Below are 17,699 nucleotides of genomic sequence, written 5' to 3'. Positions count from 1 at the left end.
CCCGCCCCTCCCCGCCGGCCCGCCGGGCGCGGGTTACGGCTTCACAGGCTGTGCGTAGTGGAGATCCACTGTGCCGGAGTAGCCGGGCAGAGTCACCGCCTCGCGCTGGTCGACTTTCCAGCCCAGGCCATAGGCGTTGACGTACTGCAGGTAGTTCTGGATGGCGGGGGAGGCGGTCAGCGCGTTGTTGAGCGCCTCGCGGTCGCCGACCGCGGTGATCTTGTACGGCGGGGAGTAGACCCGGCCCTGGAGGATCAGGGTGTTGCCGACGCAGCGGACCGCGCTGGTGGAGATCAGCCGCTGGTCCATGACCTTGATGCCCTTGGCGCCGCCGTGCCACAGGGCGTTCACCACGGCCTGGAGGTCCTGCTGGTGGATGACCAGGTCGTTGGGCTGGGGCTCGGGGACGCCGGGGATCTTGGCGGTGGCGTTCGGCGGGGCGTCCATGAGCGTGACCGTCACGCCCTGGCCGGACACCGGCTTGGTGCCGGCGCTCTTCTCCAGCGCCCGGAGCCTGGCGTCCTCGGCCTTGGAGCTGCCGTTGTCGCGCCGGGCGAGGGCGTCGACCTCCTCGCGCAGGGTGGCGTTGCGGTCGTCCTGGAGGCCGTTCTTGTGGCTGCGTTCCTGGATGAGGTCGGAGAGGCGCAGCATGGAGTCGTCGGAACGCAGATTGGTGCCCCGCGCGGTGTCGAAACTCAGCCAGAACAGCAGCCCGGCGAGGGCGAAGACCACGAGGGTCAGCAGCCGGACCGGCCGCAGACGGGCACGGCGGGGAAGGCCGGAGGGGTCGGCGGGATTGCTCAACGTACCCTTACTCCTTACGACGCCGCGGAAGCACTACGCTAACGGACGCCCGGGAAAGGAATCCGATCCCCACCGCGTCCGCGCCCGGCGCACACCGCAGCGCATCGACAGGAGAGTTCCTCGTGCCGAAGTCACGGATCCGCAAGAAGGACGATTTCACGCCGCCGCCGGCCAAGACCACCAATCTGAAGATGAACTCCGGCCGGGGTTGGGTGGCGCCACTGATGCTGGCGATGTTCCTGATCGGTCTTGTGTGGATCGTGATGTTCTACGTGTCCGAGGGCGATCTGCCGATCGCGTCCATGGGCAACTGGAACATCGTCTGCGGCTTCGGGTTCATCGCGGTGGGCTTCGGCGTATCCACTCAGTGGAAGTAGCGCAAGCCCTGCCCAAGGCCATCCACACGGTTATCCACAGCCGGGGAAAACTTCAGAAGATCTGTGGATAACCCTCCGGCGGTTGACGCCGGTGTGATCGGCCGGGCCCTCCAGCCCGGCCGCTCCCTCCCCGCTCCTTCCTGCGGAAACGCAGGTCAGAGCGGTCCGGAAGGGAAGTTCCGCACAGCTTGCACAAGATCGGCCACGCACTGTGGACAACGTGCCGGAACGGGCCCCTCAGCCCACGAGCTGGAGGGTCCGTACCCACACCACCGCGGCGATCGCCAGCACCGCCACCGCACACGTCGCCACATGCACCGCGTTCCGGCGGTCGCGCGGTGCGTGCACCATCCCGAACGCCACCGCGGCGCCCACGACCAGCCCGCCGACGTGTGCCTGCCAGGCGATGTGCGGCCACAGGAACGTGAAGCCCAGGTTGAGGGCGAGCAGGATCAGCACCGGCTTCATGTCGTAGTTCAGCCGGCGCATCAGCACCGCGGTCGCGCCCAGCAGCCCGAAGATCGCGCCGGACGCACCCAGCGAGGGCTGGTTCTGGGCCGCGAGGAGGTACGACAGCGCGCTGCCGCCCAGGCCGGAGAGCAGGTACAGCGCGGTGAACCGCAGCCGGCCGAGCGCCGCCTCCAGCGGCGGGCCCAGCCACCACAGCGAGAGCATGTTGAACGCGATGTGCGCGACCTGCTGGTGCAGGAACATCGCGGTCAGCAGGCGGTACCACTCACCCGCGGCGACCCCGACGACCTGGTAGCGGGCCGGGTCGGCGGCCAGGCCCAGCAGGTCGAGCCGGTCGGGCAGCGGGCTCGACGGGCCGCCGGTGGCCAGCACGGCCACGAACACCGCGGCGTTCAGCCCCAGCAGGATCTTGGTGACCAGCCGCCGGTCGGCCGCGACCGCGCCGCCCGCGAGCGTGCGCGGGGCGGTCGCCCGCGGGGAGTGGCCGGTGCCGCTGCCGCCGCGTACGCAGTCCGGGCACTGGAAGCCGACCGAGGCGCTGACCATGCACTCGGGGCAGATCGGGCGGTCGCACCGGGTGCAGCGGATGCCGCTGACACGATCCGGATGGCGGTAGCAGCCGGGCAGGCCGTCATCGCCCCGTGCGTCCTGCGGCTCCTGCGGGCTGCCTGGCACCTGGTCCATCGGTCCCCTCGTCCTCTTCCCACGTCCGCGGGCGGCATCGAAACACCGGCATCACAACACACCGCCCCTGGCGCTGGCCGTCCGGCCACCGCCCCTGAACGAGCTGCGCGCCCCGCCTGATGTACGTCCAGGCAGGGCGCAATGGTTCCCGGGCCGCGCCCGGGCGCACCGCGGGTCAGCGGGTCTCGACGACCACGGACTCGATGACCACGTCCTTGACCGGGCGGTCGGTGCGCGGGTTGGTCTGGGTGGTGGCGATGGCGTCCACGACCTTCTTGCTCGCCTCGTTGCTGACCTCACCGAAGATGGTGTGCTTGCCGGTCAGCCAGGCGGTCGGGGAGACCGTGACGAAGAACTGGGAGCCGTTGGTGCCCGGGCCGGCGTTGGCCATGGCGAGCAGGTACGGCTTGTCGAAGGCCAGATCGGGGTGGAACTCGTCGGCGAACTCGTAGCCCGGGCCGCCGGTGCCGTTGCCCAGCGGGTCACCACCCTGGATCATGAAGCCGCTGATCACCCGGTGGAAGACGGTGCCGTTGTACAGCGGAGCGGTGGTCTTCTCCCCGGTCGCCGGGTTCGTCCACTCCCGCTCACCCTTGGCGAGCTCGACGAAGTTCTTCACCGTCTTGGGTGCGTGGTTCGGCAGAAGCCGAATCTCGATGTCGCCCTGGTTCGTCTTCAGGGTGGCGTAGAGCTGCTCAGCCACGATCAACCTTCCATGAGTCTTTGCTGACGGGCCCCCGATCCTCGCACGAAGTACCCCTGCCGTCGCCGGACCACCACCTCTTACCGGGCATCGCACTGATTTCGGGCGCGCTCGGCGGCAAAGCGTGGCATCGTCGTCCACAGAGCCCGGAAGTGTCCGGTATTGACCCGTATGCCTGCTCACGCATGCCGTATGGCGCGGCAGCGGGCATGATCTTCCAACGGGTGGACAGGCGACATAGCAGACAAGGGGAACCGAACCCCCGAGCCCCCCGGACACGCCACCGAGGAGGAGGAACCCGTGACCCGCAAGGACAGCGTGCGCGCCGCGACTCATTCGGCCAAGGACAGCGTGCGGCACGCCGCGGAGGCGGTGGCTCCGTATGCCGGTACGGCCAAGGACGCCGCCGTGCACTACGCGCACGAGGCCCGTACGCGTATGGCCCCCAAGGTGGCCGAGGCCGCCCACCAGGCCCGCGTGCAGTACGACGCCCATCTGCACCCCCGCATCGAGCACGCCCGCGGCGCCCTGCCGCCCAAGGTGGACGCGGCGGCGAACCGGGCGGCGCGCCGGACCCGCAAGGCGGCCCGCCAGGCCGCCGAGTACACCGCCCCCCGGCTGGAGCACGCCGTGAGCAGTGCCCGCGCCGCGACCGATCCGGTACGTGAGGAAGCCCTGGCCCGCGGTACCGCCGCGCTCGCCGCGCTGCGCGGCCAGGTGACCGCCAAGGAGATCGCCAAGCTCCAGAAGAAGCACAGCCGCCGCGCCCGGCGGGGCAAGCTCGCCAAGCGCTTCGCGGTGCTGGGCGTCCTGGCCGCCGGTGCGGTGGTCGCATGGAAGTGGTGGGACAAGCAGGCCAACCCGGACTGGCTGGTCGAGCCGCCGGCCCCCACCGAGGCCGGCGACCGCGGCCGGCTGAGCGCGGTCGACGGCAGCGAGGGCGCCGCGCTCGACCCCGAGGTCCAGGCCAAGCAGGAAGAGGCCGATGAGCGCGGCGGTGGCAGCACCGCCTGACGCCGGGCCGCCCGCAGCACACCGGGCCGCGTCCCCACCCCGTCCGCGGGGCGGCGGGCGCGGCCCGATCCCTTGCCGGCCCGCGCCGGCCCGCGCGCAGCCGGAGTGACGGCCCGTCAGTCAGCCAGGGCAGCAAAAAGCCCTCCTGACCAGCGAAGACGCCGGACGGAAGGGCTTGGGGAGTGGAGCCTAGGGGAGTCGAACCCCTGACATCTGCCATGCAAAGACAGCGCTCTACCAACTGAGCTAAGGCCCCTTCGCGCACCAGGGTACCCGGTGTCCGGGCGCTTTCCCGACCGGGTATCGCCGCACACCGTCGCTCTCCGTAGGATGCTTCGCGAGATTCGCGGCAGCGAAGCGATCGGGGAGACAGGGGAGACGGCATGGACGCAGCACAGCAGGAAGCCACCGCGCGGGCCCGGGAGCTGCAGCGCAGTTGGTACGGGGAGCCTCTGGGCGCGCTGTTCCGCCGACTCATCGACGACCTCGGTCTCAACCAGGCCCGGCTCGCCGCCGTGCTCGGGCTCTCGGCCCCGATGCTCTCCCAGCTGATGAGCGGGCAGCGGGCGAAGATAGGCAACCCGGCCGTGGTGCAGCGGGTCCAGGCGCTGCAGGAGCTGGCGAGCCAGGTCGCGGACGGCAGCGTCAGCGCCGCCGAGGCCACCGACCGCATGGAAGAGATCAAGAAGACCGCCGGCGGCTCGGTGCTCAACAACACCGCGCAGCAGACGTCGTCGACGGGGGCGACCACCGTGCGCCGGGTGGTCCGCGAGATCCAGTCGCTGCTGCGCTCCGTCTCCGACGCCGGGGACATCATCGACGCGGCGAACACCCTCGCCCCCACTCACCCCGAACTGGCAGAGTTCCTCCGGGTCTACGGTGCCGGCCGCACCGCGGACGCGGTCGCCCACTACGAGGCGCACCAGAGTTAGCCACAGGGGACTTGGCGGGTTCAGGAAGCGGACGGGGCGCAATGGGTGAGATCTTCGCCGGCCGGTACGAGCTGATCGACCCGATCGGGCGCGGCGGGGTGGGCGCGGTCTGGCGCGCCTGGGACCACCGACGGCGGCGCTATGTGGCGGCGAAGGTGCTCCAGCAGAGCGATGCGCACACGCTGCTGCGCTTCGTCCGCGAACAGGCACTGCGGATCGACCATCCGCACGTGCTGGCCCCGGCGAGCTGGGCGGCCGACGACGACAAGGTGCTGTTCACCATGGACCTGGTGAGCGGCGGCTCGCTGGCCCATCTGACCGGCGACTACGGCCCCTTGCCCGCACGGTTCGTGTGCACGCTGCTGGACCAGCTGCTGGCCGGGCTGACCGCGGTGCACGCGGAGGGCGTGGTGCACCGCGACATCAAGCCGGCGAACATCCTGCTGGAGGCCACCGGCACCGGCCGCCCGCATCTGCGGCTGTCGGACTTCGGCATCGCGATGCGCAAGGGCGAGCCGCGGCTCACCGAGGCCAACTACGTGGTGGGCACCCCTGGTTACTTCGCGCCCGAGCAGCTGCTGGGCGCCGAACCGGACTTCCCCGGCGACCTGTTCGCGGTCGGGCTGGTCGCGATCTACCTGCTCACCGGCGTCAAACCGGATCCCGAGGCGCTGGTCGGGCACTTCGCCGACGGGATCCCGAACGCGCCCGAGGGCGTGCCGGAGCCGCTGTGGCAGGTGCTGGCGTCCCTGGTGCACCCGAACCCGGACGCCCGGTTCAAGACGGCCACGGGGGCGCGCAAGGCGATCCTGTCGGTGGTCGAGCTGCTGCCGGAGACGACGGTGGAGGACGAGGTCGTCGAGGTCTTCGACCACATCGGGCCGCTGCCGGCCGGATTCGGGCCGGACGGGCCGCTGGCGACCGCCGAGCCGGAGGAGTCCGCGCCGGCCGACGGACCCGCCACGGCCGCTGCCGGGCCCCCCGGACACGCGTCACTCGGCAACACCGGGACGACCGGGCACAGCCCCCTTACCGGTACCGGGACGACCGGGCACGGCCCCCTCACAGACACCGGGACGACCGGACGCGGCCCGCTCACCGGTACCGACAGCTTCCCGCTCGCCCCGCCGGAACCGCGCACGCCGCCGGAACCGCCCACCCCGCCGACGCCCGCTCCCCTGCCCCGGCCGGTCCCCGCAGCGCCCCCGCCGCCCTCGGTGCCGGCGTACGAACCGACCGCCGCGGTCCGCCCCGAAGCCGCCGTCACCCGTCCCTACACGGCGGGCCCGCACCCGGTTCCCGGGCAGCCGCGGGCGGGTGTCTCGTTCGGCGCTCCGGCGGTGGCGCCGCCCGTCCCGTACCGCAAGCCGGGACCGCCCCCGAAGGTCGCGGTCCCGGTGCTGATCGTGGCGCTGTTGTGCATCGCGGTCGGCGTCTGGGCGCTGATCTCGGCCTGAGGACCGCGCCCCCTCGTCCCGGCCGCCGCGGCCTACCAGCCCCCCGGGCCGAAGTGCCGTGCTTCCGGCACCTGTTGGGCCGGCGGACGGGCCGCCGCGGACCGCCGGGCCGCCAGCGTCCACGCCCCGAGCCCGGTCAGCAGCACCACGCCCGTGCCGATGCCGGTGTATCCGACCGTCACCAGCGTGCCGTTCGGCGCCGCGTCCTCCTGCGCGCTGCGGCCTTTCTGCGCCGCCTCCCGGTCGTCGGGCGTGACGGAGAAATGCTGGGTGGGGGAGGCGTATACGGGGCCGGGCTTGGGCTTCTGGCGGACGTCCACCCGGAGCGTGAGATCGGCGCCCTTGGGGAAGTACGGGGCGGTGTCGGGGTTCAGGCTCACTTCCAGGTAGTACCAGCCGGCGAAGCGCATCGCGCTGACCGCGTCGGTGGGGTTGAAGCGGTTGCCGTAGTCGACGGGTGCGGTGAACTTCTTCGCGGCGGCCCCGTTGTCGTACGCGACGAAGCTGTCATTGCCGACCGCGCCGCGGGCCGGGTTGTAGACGCTCAGCCCGAGTGCGTTGGCGAGGAAACGGGTCTTGCGGGTAGGGGAGTTGGGCAGCTCGGCGCTGAGGTTGAGCCGCTGGCCCCAGTCGACCGGGACCCGGTAGAAGCGGGTCTCGCCCGGCTGGATGCGGTCCTTCCACACACCGGTGGCGACCGATCCCGCGTCGTTGAAGCCGGTGCCGCCCTTGGCCCGGCGCTTGGTGGGGTCGGTACGCGGAGCGGGCGTGGCGGTGGACCAGGTGCCCGGCTGCGGACGGGCGGGGGTACTGCCCTTGAGCGGGGGCTCCTGCAGGTAGTCCAGCTCGACCGGCCAGGCGTCGGTCCCGGAGGTCGCGGATCCCTCCCGGGTGAGGACGACGAAGTACGGCCCGGGCTTCTGGCACTGCGTGCGGTCGCTGCCGATGCGTCGGGTGGCGTAGTCGGCGATCGGATAGGCCATTCCACCGCCGTGGAAGGACGGCGTCGCATCCGTGCCGCAGGGCTGGCCGCTGCTGTCCTGGACGCTGAGGGTGAACTGGTCCTTGTAATCCTCGATCTTGGTGCCGGGCCCGGGTGCAGCGACCGCCGAGAAGTAGGCGTTGGTCGTGGCATCGAGGGTGACGGCGTAGTACTTCTGCTGGCCGCGCCCGATGGTGTCGGTGTGCAGGCCGGGCGTGAGTGACGGGGCGTCGGCTCTGCTGGCGGTGCCTTTGACCGCCGTGGCGTCGTCCGCCATCCGGTAGCCGGGCACGGTCTCGGCCGAGGCCACGCCCACCGTCCCGGGAAGTACGGCCACCGCGGCCAGCGCCGCCAGCACGGCGACCGTCCGTCCGCTGTGTTTCACGTGAAACACGGTCCGCCTCGCCGTGCGTCCGGTCACCACGAGCCACCCCTCATCGGATCCGAATTCCCACAGCCGGCCGCCGACTTCCGGCGGGCCCGTACGTAGGCCAGTGCCAGACCGGCCAGCATCAGGACCCCCACCGCACCGACGGCTACGGCCACCACGCGTCCTGTGGACCATCCTCCACCGTCCTGTGACGCCCCGTCCGCCCGGGCCCCGGGAGTCCGCTCGGAGACAGCGCCGGTGACCGTGGCCGCACCGGACTCGGGGCCGGACTTCTCCTGGCCCAGCACCGCGACCCTCAGCACCACACCGATACGCGGGTTCTGAGCGATCTCGGCGGCCCTGGCGCCCAGCGTCACGGCGATGCAGAAGTCGCCTATCTCGTGTACGGGGATGACGTCGGGGTGGGTCTCGTAGCGGTTGGTCCAGGCGACCGGGACCGTCCCCATCCCGAGTGCGGCCGGGCAGGGCGTCCTCGACGGTGCCCACGGCCTTACGTACTGCGGCGGTGGGGGTCCCCCTGCTCGAACGAAGCTGAGAGCTTGGGGGAGGGTGCCGCCGGAGCCGTCGCTCCCGCTCATCGAGCCGGAGGAGTCGAGCACCATCACCATGCCGCTGCCCGCTGCGGCCGGCGCCGCCGTCGATGGCTTCGCCGCGATGGCCTGAAATGGTGCGGCCGCGGCGGCCAGAGCCGGCACCCGCCCGCCGAGCAACGCCACCGCCCCTCTGCGTGGTCGGTGTGCCATGCCTGATCCCCCTTGAGTCCCGCTGGTCACATCACAGGCGAAACTTTGCTTATGCAAGCTAATGGTGTGCTATAGCAAATTCAAGAGGATCACCGTCACGGTCCCGCAACGACAATCAGCCACCCCGGACCCCTCCCCGCACGCCACCACACGCCGCCCCATCCGCCCCCGGACATACGAAACCCCGACTGCCACCGGGCAATCGGGGTTCGTACGAACTTGCTGTACGTAGGTGGGTCTCAGACACCCGAACCTGCGGGCACGGAGTCGGTCGCCTCCGTCCACAGATCCTGCTCGGCGCGATCCGCCTGGATCTGGCGGTACACGAGGAGCCCGCCGATGGCGGCCAGTGCGACCAGGAGAAGCTTCTTCACCGCGCGACCTCGTCTTTCGTTGACGTAGGGGACCTATGTCGGCCGATGATACACACCGGCCGATACCGATCGGTTACCTAGCTCGCAGTCGGCAACGCCTCGTTCGCGGGCGCCCGCCGCGAGCCAACTTCCGCACCGGAACAACGAATCGGCCCGGCGGGGAGTTCCCCGGCCGGGCCGATCGTGCAGTGCGGCTACCAGGACTTGAACCTGGGGCCTCTTCCTTATCAGGGAAGCGCTCTAACCGTCTGAGCTATAGCCGCGCGTTCGCTGCACCGAAAGATTAGCGCACTTCAGAGGCGTTCCCAAAATCGGTTCCGGAGGCCCCCCGGACGCCCTCCCGTCCGGGCCTCATTCGTCCTCGGCGAGGGTCAGCTCCACGCCGCCGACGAACCCGGCCGAGAGGTTGTAGATGAAGGCGCCGAGGGTGGCCAGCGCGGTCGCCAGCACCACGTCGATCACGGCGATGATCCCGGTGAACAGCAGCACCCGCGGCAGCGACAGGAACGCCTGCAGGTCGAAGCCGCCGCCGTCGCCGGAGCCGGTGGCCTCGCTGATCGTCCCGCCGACCGTGGAGAAGACGCCCATCGCGTTCATCACCATCCACAGCACCGAGACGGCCACGACCGTGCAGATGCCCAGCGCGATGGAGAGCAGGAAGCTGACCTTCATCACCGACCACGGATCGGCGCGCGCGACCCTCAGCCGGGCCTTGCGCGTCCGCGGTGCGGTAGCGGTGCCCGTACGGGGCTTGCGGACCGCCTGGGGCCCGTCGGCGGTGGAATACGCCTGGGGCGGCTGGTACGGCGTCTGCGGGCCTTCTGCGGCCCGCGGGGCCGGCTCCTGCGGCTGCGGCTGTGGCTGGCGGGTGTCGCTCACGGGTCCCCCCTGGTGCGCGCCCTCGTGTCGGGGGCCGTCGGCAGAAACGGCAGAGCCACGGGCGCTGTCCTCCTTCACGGTTGCGGGTCCGGACGGGGAGTCCTTCCTGACTCCCGGTCCACCCGCCGCAGCGCCCGTGGCTCCACTCATGACCTACTCCTCGTGCTACTCCGCCGCGGGCTCGGTCACCTCGGCCGCCTCGGTCCCGGGCTCGTCCCCGTCGACCTCTTCGGCTTCCCGGCCGGCCTCGGCGTTCCGGGCGATGCCCACGACGGCATCGCGCTTGCCCAGGTTGATCAGTTGGACGCCCATGGTGTCACGGCCGGTCTCCCGGACTTCGTTGACCCGCGTACGGATCACGCCACCGCCGAGCGTGATGGCCAGGATCTCATCGGTCTCCTCGACGACCAGCGCGCCGACCAGCGAACCCCGGTCCTCGACGATCTTGGCGGCCTTGATGCCCAGACCGCCGCGGCCCTGGACGCGGTACTCGTCGACCGCGGTGCGCTTGGCGTACCCGCCGTCCGTGGCCGTGAAGACGTAGGTGCCGGCCCGGACCACGTTCATCGAGAGCAGTTCGTCGCCCTCGCGGAAGCTCATGCCCTTCACACCGGAGGTGGCCCGGCCCATCGGCCGCAGCGCCTCGTCGGACGCGGTGAAGCGGATCGACTGGGCCTTCTTGCTGATCAGCAGCAGGTCGTCGGTCTCCGAGACCAGTTCGGCGCCGATCAGCTCGTCGTCCGTGCCGTCCTCCTGCTCGCGCAGGTTGATCGCGATGACACCACCGGACCGCGGCGAGTCGTAGTCCTTGAGCGGCGTCTTCTTCACCAGGCCGGCCTTCGTGGCGAGCACCAGATACGGCGCTGCCTCGTAGTCGCGGATCGCCAGGATCTGCGCGATCTGCTCGTCCGGCTGGAAGGCGAGGAGGTTGGCCACGTGCTGGCCGCGGGCGTCGCGCCCCGCGTCCGGCAGCTCGTAGGCCTTGGCGCGGTAGACCCGGCCCTTGTTCGTGAAGAACAGCAGCCAGTGGTGGGTGGTGGAGACGAAGAAGTGGTCGACGATGTCGTCTTCCTTGAGCTTGGTGCCCCGGACGCCCTTGCCGCCGCGCTTCTGCGAGCGGTAGTCGTCCGTCTTCGTGCGCTTCACATAGCCGCCGCGGGTGATCGTGACGACGATGTCCTCCTCGGCGATCAGGTCCTCGATGGACATGTCGCCCTCGAAGGGCACCAGCTTGGAGCGCCGGTCGTCGCCGAACTTCTCGACGATGGCGGCGAGTTCCTCGCTGATGATCTGGCGCTGCCGCTCGGGGGAGGCCAGGATCTGGTTGTACTCGTCGATCTTGCGCTGGAGTTCGTCGTGCTCGGCGGTGATCTTCTGGCGCTCCAGGGCGGCCAGCCGGCGCAGCTGCATCTCCAGGATCGCGTTCGCCTGGATCTCGTCGATCTCCAGCAGGCCCATCAGGCCCTCGCGCGCGACCTCGACCGTGTCACTGCGCCGGATCAGCGCGATGACCTCGTCGATGGCGTCCAGGGCCTTGAGCAGACCGCGCAGGATGTGCGCCCGCTCCTCGGCCTTGCGCAGCCGGAACTTCGTCCGGCGGACGATGACCTCGATCTGGTGGGTGACCCAGTTGCGGATGAACGCGTCCAGGGAGAGCGTGCGCGGCACGCCGTCCACCAGGGCGAGCATGTTCGCACCGAAGTTGGTCTGCAGATCGGTGTGCTTGTAGAGGTTGTTGAGGACGACCTTGGCGACCGCGTCCCGCTTGAGGACGATCACCAGGCGCTGGCCGGTGCGCGAGGAGGTCTCGTCGCGGACGTCCGCGATGCCGCCGATCTTGCCGTCCTTCACCAGGTCGGCGATCTTCTGGGCGAGGTTGTCCGGGTTGACCTGGTAAGGCAGCTCGGTGACCACCAGGCACTGGCGGTTCTGGATCTCCTCGACCTCGACGACCGCGCGCATGGTGATCGAGCCGCGGCCGGTGCGGTAGGCCTCCTCGATGCCCTTGCGGCCCACCACCAGCGCGCCGGTGGGGAAGTCCGGGCCCTTGACCCGCTCGATCAGCGCGTCCAGCAGCTCCTCGTGGGAGGCGTCCGGGTGCTCCAGCGCCCACTGGGCACCGGCGGCGACCTCGCGGAGGTTGTGCGGCGGGATGTTCGTGGCCATACCGACCGCGATACCGGCCGAGCCGTTGATCAGCAGGTTGGGGAAGCGGGACGGCAGGACCGTCGGCTCCTGGTTGCGGCCGTCGTAGTTGTCCTGGAAGTCGACGGTCTCCTCGTCGATGTCGCGGAGCATCTCCATCGACAGCGGCGCCATCTTGCACTCGGTGTACCGCATGGCCGCGGCCGGGTCGTTGCCCGGGGAGCCGAAGTTGCCGTTGGAGTCGACCAGCGGCATCCGCATCGACCACGGCTGCGCCAGACGCACCAGCGCGTCGTAGATGGAGGTGTCGCCGTGCGGGTGGTACGTACCCATGACGTCGCCGACGACGCGGGCGCACTTGTAGAAGCCCTTCTCGGGGCGGTATCCGCCGTCGTACATCGCGTACAGGACGCGGCGGTGGACGGGCTTGAGGCCGTCCCGGACGTCCGGGAGCGCACGCGAGACGATGACGGACATCGCGTAGTCGAGGTAGGAGCGCTGCATCTCCGTTTCGAGCCCGACGGGCTCGACGCGCATCCCGACGCCTTCGATGGTGGCGGGCGCGCCCTCGGCGGTCACGCCGTCCGGGGTCACAGGGGGGTTCTCGTCGGCCATGGTGGTTCAAAGTCCTTTCGAGCTGCGGCTGTTGGAAGGGCCGACAGGGCTCAGATGTCGAGGAAGCGGACGTCCTTGGCGTTGCGCTGGATGAACGAGCGGCGTGCCTCGACGTCCTCGCCCATGAGCACCGAGAACAGGTCGTCGGCTCGGGCCGCGTCGTCCAGCGAGACCTGGCCGAGGACGCGGTGGTCGGCGTCCATGGTCGTCACCCGCAGCTCCTCGGCGTTCATCTCGCCGAGACCCTTGAACCGCTGGACCGAGTCGTCCTTGATCCGCTTGCCGGCGCGCTTGCCCTGCTCGATCAGGCCGTCCCGCTCGGCGTCGGAGTAGGCGTACTCGAAGTCGTCCCGGCCCCACTTGATCTTGTACAGCGGCGGGCGGGAGAGGTAGACGTGACCGGCCTCGACCAGCGGGCGCATGAAGCGGAACAGGAAGGTCAGCAGCAGGGTGTTGATGTGCTGGCCGTCGACGTCGGCGTCCGCCATCAAGATGATCTTGTGGTAGCGGAGCTTGCTGATGTCGAAGTCCTCGTGCACGCCCGTGCCGAAGGCCGAGATCAGCGCCTGGACCTCGTTGTTCTGCAGGATCTTGTCGACCCTGGCCTTCTCGACGTTGAGGATCTTGCCGCGGATCGGGAGGATCGCCTGGTACTCCGGGTTGCGGCCGGACTTGGCCGAGCCGCCGGCGGAGTCACCCTCGACGATGAAGATCTCGCACTTGGTCGGGTCGTTGGACTGGCAGTCGCTCAGCTTACCGGGCAGCGAAGCGGTCTCCAGCAGGCCCTTGCGGCGGGTCAGATCGCGCGCCTTACGGGCGGCCACGCGGGCGGTCGCCGCCTGGATGCCCTTGCGGACGATGTCCGCGGCCTCGTTGGGGTTGCGGTCCAGCCAGTCGTTGAGGTGCTCGTGGACCACCTTCTGCACGAAGGTCTTGACCTCGGTGTTGCCCAGCTTGGTCTTGGTCTGGCCCTCGAACTGCGGCTCGGAGAGCTTGACCGAGATGATCGCCGTCAGACCCTCGCGGATGTCCTCGCCCGTGAGGTTGTCGTCCTTCTCGCGGAGCAGCTTCTTGTCGCGCGCGTAGCGGTTGATCAGACCGGTCAGCGCGGCGCGGAAGCCCTCTTCGTGGGTACCGCCCTCGTGGGTGTGGATGATGTTCGCGAAGCTGTAGACGCCCTCGCTGTACTGGGTGTTCCACTGCATCGCGAGGTCGAGGGAGAGCATCCGCTCCTTGTCCTCGGCCTCCACCGAGACGACCGTCGGGTGCACCAGCTCGCCCTTGCGGGAGTTGAGGTACTTCACGAAGTCGACGATGCCGCCCTCGTAGTGGTACCGCACCGAGAGCGGCTGGCCGTCCTCGTCCACGTGGTCCGGGCGCTCGTCCTTGAGCGAGATGGTCAGCCCCTTGTTGAGGAACGCCATCTCCTGGAAGCGCCGGGACAGCGTCTCGAAGCTGTAGGTGGTGGTCTCGAAGATCTCGCCGTCGGCCCAGAAGGTGACCGAGGTGCCGTGCTTGTCGGTCGCCTCGTGCTGGGCCAGCGGGGCGGTGGGCACACCCTGCTTGTACTCCTGGGTCCAGCGGTAGCCGTCCGTGCAGATCTCGACCGCGACCCGGGTCGACAGGGCGTTCACCACGGACACACCCACGCCGTGCAGACCACCGGAGACCGCGTACCCGCCGCCGCCGAACTTGCCGCCGGCGTGCAGGACGGTCAGCACGACCTCGACGGCCGGCTTGCCCTCGGACGGCACGATGCCGACGGGGATACCGCGGCCGTTGTCGACGACGCGCACGCCGCCGTCGGCCAGGATCGTCACGTCGATGGTGTCGGCGTGGCCGGCCAGCGCCTCGTCGACGGAGTTGTCGACGACCTCCTGCACGAGGTGGTGCAGACCGCGCTCGCCCGTCGAGCCGATGTACATGCCGGGGCGCTTACGAACCGCGTCCAGGCCTTCGAGGACGGTGATCGCGCTGGCGTCGTACGACTTCTCCTCCGAGGAGTCGCCCATGGCGCCGGCCGGAACCCCCTCCTCTTCGGTAGAAGCCGTGTTGTTCTCGTTGAGGTCGCCGGAGTCGGCCACGAAGCGCCCTTTCTGGCACAGCACAAGCCCCTTCCGCGCCTGTGCGGGTCACCCCGGGAAATACAGGCGGGAGCGGCTGCGTCGTTCGACATGTTCCGCGAGTGGGCGGGATTGCTACCAGTGTACCGGTGGCGCCGACACTCATGGGGGTTTGCAGGCACCTGAGTCGTCATGTGCCGCCCTGAACCGCCGTCCGCCGACTCCCCATATCCGAGACGGGGCCCCAGGACGCTCAAACGGGCACTCAGCGCTTCGGGCTGTCAACCGGCGGCTACCATGAGCGGAGTCTCATCCGCCCCAGTGGTTCACCGGTGTCCTACGGCCTATCCGTAGGTGTCGCCGGGGCCCTTGCTGCCGGGCGCGCGCAGCGCTCCGTACCGGCGGGCGGGACCGCCCGGACCCAGCACCTTGAGCATCTTGACGGTGCCGTGCCCCAGGTCCTCGTTGAGCCGGGCCACCAACTGCGGGGCCAGCAGTCGCAGCTGGGTCGCCCACACCGTGGAATCGCATTGCACGGTCAGCACCCGGGCGTCCTCGTCGTAACGCTGCGGCTCGCAGTGCTGCGCCACCTCGGGGCCGACCAACTGCGGCCAGCGGCCCATCACCCCGCCGACCGCGGCCGGGGTCTCCCAGCCGCGCTCCGTGATCAGCCGGTTGATCGCCGCGCCCAGCGGCAGCGGATCGCGGCCGTCCGCCCGCGCGCCGGAGCGCAGGCCCCCGCGCCGGGCCTGCTTCTTCTGCTGGGCGGCCGCGCCCCGCGCCCGCGCCTGCTCCTTCGCGGCCACCAGCGCCTGCCGGGCCAGATCCACACCGGAGAGCTCCGGGGGCTTGGGCCGGTCGGGCTGCTGCTCGCTCACGGGGTCACCTTCTCGACCGCGCCGTCGGACACCGCGTAGCGCGCCCCGACCAGCACCCCGGGCACATCGTCGACGACCGCCGCCGTCACCAGCACCTGCTCGCCCGGGGCCACCAGCTCCGCCAGCCGCTCCCGGCGCCGCGCGTCCAGCTCGGCGAAGACGTCATCGAGGACCAGCACCGGCTCGCCCGCCCGTCGCCCGCCACCGCCCCCGGTGGAAGGCCCTTCGGGCCCTATCGGACTCTCGGCGCGCAGCAGGTCGTACGAGGCCAGCCGCAGTGCCAGCGCGTACGACCAGGACTCGCCGTGGCTGGCGTAGCCCTTGGCCGGCAGCTGGCCGAGCTTCAGCACCAGGTCGTCACGGTGCGGGCCGACCAGCGTCACCCCGCGCTCGATCTCCTGCTTGCGGGCCTCGCCGAGTGCGGCCAGCAGCACGCCGTACAGCTCCTCGCGAGACGTCGCGCCGGCCATCGCCTCGCCCGCCGAGGGGCGGTACTCCAGCGTCAACGGGCCGCCGCCGGGGGCCAGTTGCTCGTACGCCTTGTCCGCGAGCGGCTGCAGCGCGGCGATCAGGTCGAGGCGCTGCGCCAGCAACTCGGCACCGGCCCGGGCCAGATGCTGGTCCCACACGTCCAGCGTCGACAGGTCCATCTGCCGCCCGCCGTGCCGCCGCGCCAGCGCCGCGGTCTTCAGCAGGGTGTTGCGCTGCTTGAGGACGCGGTCGTAGTCGGCGCGCACCCCGGCCATCCGGGGCGAGCGCGCGGTGATCAGCTCGTCCAGGAACCGCCGGCGCTCGCCGGGGTCTCCCTTGACCAGGGCCAGGTCCTCGGGCGCGAACAGCACCGTCCGTACGATGCCCAGCACATCACGCGGTCTGACCTGCGAGGACCTGTTGATACGGGCGCGATTGGCCTTGCCGGGATTCAGCTCCAGCTCGATCAGCTGCTGCCGCTCGCCCTGCGCGACCGCGGCCCGGATGACCGCCCGCTCGGCGCCCATCCGCACCAGCGGCGCATCCGAGGAGACCCGGTGGCTGCCGAGCGTGGCCAGATAGCCGACCGCCTCGACGAGATTGGTCTTGCCCTGCCCGTTGGGGCCCACGAACGCCGTGACGCCCGGATCGAGCGGGACCTCGACCCGGGCGTACGAGCGGAAGTCGGCGAGCGACAGATGTGTCACGTGCATGGCGGTGCGCCGACCTCTCCCGGCTGCATGGTGGTGCCAGTACTGCTGGTGGTTACTTCTTGCTCTCGACCGCGTGGCCGCCGAACTGGTTGCGCAGCGCGGCGATCATCTTCATCTGCGGGGAGTCGTCCTGGCGGGACGCGAAGCGGGCGAAGAGCGAGGCCGTGATCGCGGGCAGCGGCACGGCGTTGTCGATGGCGGCTTCCACAGTCCACCGGCCCTCGCCGGAGTCCTGTGCATAACCGCGCAGCTTGTCCAGGTGCTCGTCGTCGTCGAGGGCGTTGACGGCCAGGTCGAGCAGCCAGGAGCGGATGACCGTGCCCTCCTGCCAGGAGCGGAAGACCTCGCGCACGTCCGTGACGGAGTCGACCTTCTCCAGCAGCTCCCAGCCCTCGGCGAAGGCCTGCATCATCGCGTACTCGATGCCGTTGTGGACCATCTTCGCGAAGTGGCCGGCGCCGACCTTGCCGGCGTGCACCGAGCCGAACTCGCCCTCCGGCTTGAGGGCGTCGAAGATCGGCTGCACCTTGGCGACGTCGTCCTTCTCGCCGCCGTACATCAGCGCGTAGCCGTTCTCCAGGCCCCAGACGCCGCCGGAGACGCCGCAGTCGACGAAGCCGATGCCCTTGGCCTTCAGCTCCTCGGCGTGCTTCTCGTCGTCGGTCCAGCGGGAGTTGCCGCCGTCCACGACGATGTCGCCCGGCGAGAGCAGCTCGGCCAGCTCGTCGATCGTGGACTGGGTGGCGGCGCCGGCCGGCACCATGACCCAGACCACCCGCGGACCCTTCAGCTTGTCCACAAGCTCCTGGAGGCTGTTCACATCCGCCAGGTCCGGGTTGCGGTCGTATCCGACGACGGTGTGGCCGGCGCGGCGGATGCGCTCGCGCATGTTGCCGCCCATCTTGCCGAGACCGACGAGACCGAGCTCCATCAGAGACCCTCTTTGCACGTAGTCGTTGCAGTCGTACCCGAGTCCGAGCCTACGCCCGCAGGTCCGCGCACA

At 70.3% G+C, this 17,699-nt stretch carries 16 protein-coding genes and 2 tRNA genes; 4 read left to right on the top strand and 14 right to left on the bottom strand.

The genetic code is table 11. The features are described 5' to 3' along the window. Window positions 1-33: 33 nt before the first annotated feature. Window positions 34-804, bottom strand: coding sequence for a DUF881 domain-containing protein (locus AB0G35_RS02640; RefSeq protein WP_360942498.1), 771 nt, complete (start codon window positions 802-804; stop codon window positions 34-36). 122 nt (window positions 805-926) lie between these two features. Here AB0G35_RS02640 and crgA point away from each other — a divergent pair, with 122 nt between their 5' ends. Further along, window positions 927-1,181 carry a cell division protein CrgA gene (gene crgA / locus AB0G35_RS02635; RefSeq protein WP_360942495.1) on the top strand — a complete coding sequence of 85 codons (255 nt, stop codon included), beginning with the start codon at window positions 927-929 and terminating at the stop codon, window positions 1,179-1,181. Window positions 1,182-1,418: 237 nt separating this feature from the next. Here the strand turns inward: crgA and AB0G35_RS02630 are convergent, their stop codons facing one another. Beyond that, the gene (locus tag AB0G35_RS02630; protein ID WP_360942492.1) at window positions 1,419-2,336 is read right to left on the bottom strand and encodes a rhomboid family intramembrane serine protease; all 918 of its coding nucleotides are present in this window, start codon (window positions 2,334-2,336) and stop codon (window positions 1,419-1,421) included. A gap of 175 nt (window positions 2,337-2,511) precedes the next feature. Next, on the bottom strand, window positions 2,512-3,039 hold the full coding sequence (locus AB0G35_RS02625) for a peptidylprolyl isomerase (protein ID WP_360942489.1): 528 nt from the start codon (window positions 3,037-3,039) through the stop codon (window positions 2,512-2,514). Between the two features lie 300 nt (window positions 3,040-3,339). Here AB0G35_RS02625 and AB0G35_RS02620 point away from each other — a divergent pair, with 300 nt between their 5' ends. After that, entirely contained in the window at window positions 3,340-4,053 is a 714-nt protein-coding gene (locus AB0G35_RS02620) for a DUF5324 family protein (RefSeq protein ID WP_360942486.1), read from the top strand. A gap of 183 nt (window positions 4,054-4,236) precedes the next feature. On the opposite strand, the gene AB0G35_RS02615 is transcribed toward AB0G35_RS02620, so the two are convergent. Beyond that, a tRNA-Ala gene (locus AB0G35_RS02615) sits at window positions 4,237-4,309 on the bottom strand. A gap of 127 nt (window positions 4,310-4,436) precedes the next feature. Here AB0G35_RS02615 and AB0G35_RS02610 point away from each other — a divergent pair. Continuing rightward, window positions 4,437-4,985 (top strand): DNA-binding protein, encoded by a 549-nt coding sequence (locus tag AB0G35_RS02610; protein ID WP_360942483.1) that lies wholly within the window; start codon window positions 4,437-4,439, stop codon window positions 4,983-4,985. Between the two features lie 41 nt (window positions 4,986-5,026). Further along, on the top strand, window positions 5,027-6,442 hold the full coding sequence (locus tag AB0G35_RS02605) for a serine/threonine-protein kinase (protein WP_360942480.1): 1,416 nt from the start codon (window positions 5,027-5,029) through the stop codon (window positions 6,440-6,442). Between the two features lie 32 nt (window positions 6,443-6,474). Here AB0G35_RS02605 and AB0G35_RS02600 read toward each other — a convergent pair whose 3' ends face one another. The 10 genes from AB0G35_RS02600 to gnd form a co-directional block, all read right to left on the bottom strand. Next, window positions 6,475-7,809 carry a hypothetical protein gene (locus tag AB0G35_RS02600; RefSeq protein ID WP_360942477.1) on the bottom strand — a complete coding sequence of 445 codons (1,335 nt, stop codon included), beginning with the start codon at window positions 7,807-7,809 and terminating at the stop codon, window positions 6,475-6,477. Window positions 7,810-7,841: 32 nt separating this feature from the next. After that, a complete protein-coding gene (locus AB0G35_RS02595) occupies window positions 7,842-8,558 on the bottom strand; it encodes a hypothetical protein (protein ID WP_360942474.1) in 717 nt (238 codons plus the stop codon). Between the two features lie 239 nt (window positions 8,559-8,797). Next, window positions 8,798-8,932 carry a DLW-39 family protein gene (locus tag AB0G35_RS02590; protein ID WP_003958712.1) on the bottom strand — a complete coding sequence of 45 codons (135 nt, stop codon included), beginning with the start codon at window positions 8,930-8,932 and terminating at the stop codon, window positions 8,798-8,800. A 189-nt stretch (window positions 8,933-9,121) separates the two neighbouring features. Next, window positions 9,122-9,195, bottom strand: a tRNA-Ile gene (locus AB0G35_RS02585). An 88-nt stretch (window positions 9,196-9,283) separates the two neighbouring features. Further along, complete coding sequence (locus tag AB0G35_RS02580) at window positions 9,284-9,961, bottom strand: DUF3566 domain-containing protein (RefSeq protein ID WP_360942471.1); 678 nt, start codon at window positions 9,959-9,961, stop codon at window positions 9,284-9,286. 15 nt (window positions 9,962-9,976) lie between these two features. Continuing rightward, window positions 9,977-12,571: a DNA gyrase subunit A gene (gene gyrA, locus AB0G35_RS02575; RefSeq protein ID WP_360942468.1), complete on the bottom strand. Its 2,595-nt coding sequence runs from the start codon at window positions 12,569-12,571 to the stop codon at window positions 9,977-9,979. A 50-nt stretch (window positions 12,572-12,621) separates the two neighbouring features. After that, complete coding sequence (gene gyrB, locus AB0G35_RS02570; protein WP_360942465.1) at window positions 12,622-14,679, bottom strand: DNA topoisomerase (ATP-hydrolyzing) subunit B; 2,058 nt, start codon at window positions 14,677-14,679, stop codon at window positions 12,622-12,624. A 299-nt stretch (window positions 14,680-14,978) separates the two neighbouring features. Next, window positions 14,979-15,512: a DciA family protein gene (locus AB0G35_RS02565; protein ID WP_360942462.1), complete on the bottom strand. Its 534-nt coding sequence runs from the start codon at window positions 15,510-15,512 to the stop codon at window positions 14,979-14,981. Next, window positions 15,509-16,696 carry a DNA replication/repair protein RecF gene (gene recF / locus AB0G35_RS02560; RefSeq protein WP_360942459.1) on the bottom strand — a complete coding sequence of 396 codons (1,188 nt, stop codon included), beginning with the start codon at window positions 16,694-16,696 and terminating at the stop codon, window positions 15,509-15,511. Before recF ends, AB0G35_RS02565 begins: the two co-directional genes overlap by 4 nt. Window positions 16,697-16,748: 52 nt before the next feature. Further along, on the bottom strand, window positions 16,749-17,627 hold the full coding sequence (gene gnd / locus AB0G35_RS02555; protein ID WP_360942456.1) for a phosphogluconate dehydrogenase (NAD(+)-dependent, decarboxylating): 879 nt from the start codon (window positions 17,625-17,627) through the stop codon (window positions 16,749-16,751). Window positions 17,628-17,699 lie beyond the last annotated feature (72 nt).

It is taken from the genome of Streptomyces sp. NPDC021749 (genome assembly GCF_040640655.1).
GTDB lineage: Bacteria > Actinomycetota > Actinomycetes > Streptomycetales > Streptomycetaceae > Streptomyces.
This window is presented reverse-complemented; position numbering and strand designations above follow the sequence as displayed.